The organism is Halomonas sp. TP35 (assembly GCF_052375975.1).
GTDB lineage: Bacteria > Pseudomonadota > Gammaproteobacteria > Pseudomonadales > Halomonadaceae > Vreelandella > Vreelandella citrativorans.
The window spans coordinates 1-3,205 of the sequence record NZ_JBQSUZ010000034.1 but is presented as its reverse complement, the minus strand read 5'-3'; the positions used below and the strand labels follow the sequence as shown (position 1 = coordinate 3,205).

At 52.6% G+C, this 3,205-nt stretch carries 4 protein-coding genes; all 4 read right to left on the bottom strand.

The genetic code is table 11. From position 1 onward, the window contains the following. Positions 1-111: 111 nt before the first annotated feature. A complete protein-coding gene (locus ACT3RU_RS17900) occupies positions 112-621 on the bottom strand; it encodes an REP-associated tyrosine transposase (RefSeq protein ID WP_483392979.1) in 510 nt (169 codons plus the stop codon). A 188-nt stretch (positions 622-809) separates the two neighbouring features. Beyond that, positions 810-1,223, bottom strand: coding sequence for a nucleoside diphosphate kinase regulator (rnk, locus tag ACT3RU_RS17895; RefSeq protein WP_192528696.1), 414 nt, complete (start codon positions 1,221-1,223; stop codon positions 810-812). A 151-nt stretch (positions 1,224-1,374) separates the two neighbouring features. Then, the gene (gdhA, locus tag ACT3RU_RS17890; RefSeq protein WP_483392978.1) at positions 1,375-2,727 is read right to left on the bottom strand and encodes an NADP-specific glutamate dehydrogenase; all 1,353 of its coding nucleotides are present in this window, start codon (positions 2,725-2,727) and stop codon (positions 1,375-1,377) included. A 248-nt stretch (positions 2,728-2,975) separates the two neighbouring features. Beyond that, positions 2,976-3,205 (bottom strand): hypothetical protein (locus ACT3RU_RS17885; protein ID WP_483392977.1); only part of this gene is annotated, 230 nt, incomplete at its 5' end.

Sequence of the window (3,205 nt, the reverse complement as noted above, 5' to 3'; positions counted from 1 at the left end):
CCGTAGTGCGGTGTAAGCGAAGCGCACCCGCAAAGCAGCGCACCGCGCTGCCATAGGGGGGAGTCCAAACGGCTGGCGCCATCCTTTGCAATAGATACTACTTACAGGCTGTTATTCCCAGTCCATTTTGGAAACGTCGGGAATGCGTTCTGAACCCCAGTCGCTTTCGTACCATCCTTTCTTTACGTATTGATGGAAGCTTGACCACTTCCAATCGCGAGGTGCTTTGGCCCAGCCGTGTTTCACCGGGTTATAGTGAATGTAATCAATATGTCGCTGCCAGTCGTTTTCGTCCCGAATAACGTGCTCCCAAAAGCCTCGTTGCCAAGCGTTTGGGTTTCCGGGGGGAAGGAGAAAATCTTTCGATGCATACTTTTTGATATCTCTCCAACGAGAAGAGTAATCAGAATCGTCTTCCGGGAGGGTCCAAAGGCAGTGAAGGTGATCGGGGAGAAGTACAAAAGCCTCCATAACAAAAGGTTGCTCTTCGCGTACTCGGCGAAAAGCTCTCCCAAGCGCATTAATATTGAGTTGATCGGCGAGCAACGGCTGGCGCGAATGGGTCACGACCGTAAAGAAATAGCTGCCTCCGGGCACGTAGGCTCGCCGATAGATTGCCATTACTGCCTTCCTTTAAAATATTTATAAATATTACGAGGTAAGGTTAATGGGTTATGAGATGTATGTCATCTTGAGAGCACTTTGCTCGCGGGTGCGCTAACGCTTACGCCACATTACAAGGTTTGAATGTAGTGCGCGGTAGGGCTTTGACGCGCCCGCGATGGTGCCAAAAGGCGGTAAGAGCGTTATTAACGATGGAGCTGCTGTTCGCGTTCGGGCTGCCACAAGATGGCGTCGATACGTAGGCGAACTTCGGAGTTATTGGGTAAAGGCCAGTCAATAATATCGCCTACTTTAAGGCCGATAAGGCCCGCGCCAATGGGCGCCATTACCGAAATGCCGTCCTCAACCGTGCTGAGTGCATGAGGGTAAACCAGTGTGCGCACCATTTGGCGCCCGCGGGTTAGGTCAGTGAAGCGGATTTGGCTGTTCATGCTGACCACGTCGTCGGGAATTTCCTGGGGATCAATCACTTCCCCGCGGGTTAACTCTTCCTCAAGCAGCGTGGCCACGGCAAGCTCTTTATCCGTAGCGTTATCAATCAAGCGCTGCAAGCGTTCTGCATCAAGACGGTTAATCATAATGGGAGGACGTTGTCCCATGGTCACTCTCCTTGGAAAGCAATGAAATCAATTGAATACTTTTACTTAACAGTAAATAAACGATTTTGTAGCTGTCAATAAAAACAGTCCCCCCTTTTTAGGGAGGACTGTTCGCCATGGCCAGTGTAAGCGATCTAGCAAAGGAAGGCGATTACATTACTCCTTGCTCAATCATGGCATCCGCAACTTTTCTGAATCCGGCAATATTAGCGCCCAGTACCAGGTTGGTGGGGTCGCCAAACTCTTCTGCCGTGGTGGCGCACTGTTGGTAAATATTGGCCATTATCTCTTTGAGTTTTTGGTCAACTTTTTCCAAGGGCCACTGCTCCATGCTGCTGTTCTGCGCCATCTCCAGCTGGCTTGTCGCCACGCCGCCAGCATTGGCGGCTTTACCTGGGCCATAGGCAATTTTTGCGGCCAGGAAGCAGTCAACAGCCTCGGTGGTCGAAGGCATGTTGGCGCCTTCGCTCACGCAGGTAACCTGATTGGCGAGGAGCGTTTGGGCATCAAGCTCGGTTAGCTCGTTCTGAGTGGCACAGGGGAAAGCGGCGCCTGCTTTGATGTGCCAAACCGCATGCCCACCTTGCGGATAATCCCGTGCGCTAATGTAGTGCGCGTCAGGGTGCTCGCTTAGGTACTCTTCAAGCGATACCCGTTTGACTTCTTTAAGCTGCTTAAGAAGCCCAAGGTCGATGCCCTTTGGATCATGGACTGTGCCGCGTGAGTCGCTACAGGTGATGGGGGTGGCGCCCAGCTCATACAGTTTTTCGATGGTGTAAATGGATACGTTCCCTGCGCCAGATACCAGGCAGGTTTTGCCTTCCAGGGTCTCGCCGCGGGCCGCCAGCATGTTTTGCGCGAAGTAAACAGCGCCGTATCCGGTGGCTTCCTTACGACCAAGCGAGCCGCCCCAGTTTAGGCCTTTGCCGGTTAATACGCCTTCATAGCGACCTGTCAGACGTTTGTACTGCCCATACATATAGCCAATTTCACGCGCGCCAACGCCAATGTCGCCAGCCGGTACATCGCGGGTAGGGCCGATGTGGCGGTAAAGCTCTGACATGAAGGCTTGGCAAAAACGCATGATTTCGTTGTCTGACTTACCCTTGGGGTCGAAGTCAGAGCCACCTTTGCCGCCGCCGATAGGCAGCCCGGTTAAGGCGTTTTTGAAAATTTGTTCAAACCCTAAAAACTTGATGGTGCCTGCCGTAACGCTTGGGTGAAAGCGTAAGCCGCCTTTGTAGGGCCCAAGGGCTGAGTTGAACTGAATACGATAGCCTTTGTTGACCTGTACGCAGCCAGCATCATCTAACCAGCAAACGCGGAACATGATTTGGCGCTCTGGTTCGACCATACGCTCAATAATGCTGTGCTGCAGGTAGTGCGGCTGACGCTCAAATAAAGGGCGCAAACACTCTAATACTTCTTCTGCCGCTTGATAAAATTCAACCTGAGCGGGGCTGCTAAGCTTTAAACGGGACAGCGTGTCGTGAACGTAGGGCATGAAAAAGTACCATGTGTAATTACTAAAGACGTTGTTAGCTGGCCAGCTATTTGAGGGACATTAAACGAGGGATGTGCTTTCTTGCATACCCTATGTCGTTTCGGAATGGGTAAAAAATAGTGAAATTTAGACCAAAGTCGCAGTGTTTTGCTTAAAAAAGCAGAATATTAACAAAGTCAGTTAAACGATATTTAAACGTAATGCGGTGCGTAGCGCCAGTATTCATTGCCATGCTGGTGAGGCGTAACTCAGACGTCAGCCGTCAGGCGGCATTTGTCATCGTGGTGGTGATTCACGGTGTGACCGTAACCGTAGTGCGGTGTAAGCGAAGCGCACCCGCAGCGGCGGCCCGGCGCAAAGCAGCGCCCTGCGCTGCCGGGGTTAGGGTTGGGTGCGGCCCCAGGCCAAGGCGGCGCATCCGGGCGGCTGGCGCCGCCTTTCGCGGGTGCCGTAGGCTCGTTCCTCGCCTGCGTTACCA

Bases quoted from the DNA above. Each gene is read 5' to 3' on its own strand.
- rnk (WP_192528696.1), bottom strand. From the start codon at position 1,223: ATGGGACAACGTCCTCCCATTATGATTAACCGTCTTGATGCAGAACGC.
- gdhA (WP_483392978.1), bottom strand. From the start codon at position 2,727: ATGCCCTACGTTCACGACACGCTGTCCCGTTTAAAGCTTAGCAGCCCC.
- ACT3RU_RS17900 (WP_483392979.1), bottom strand. From the start codon at position 621: ATGGCAATCTATCGGCGAGCCTACGTGCCCGGAGGCAGCTATTTCTTT.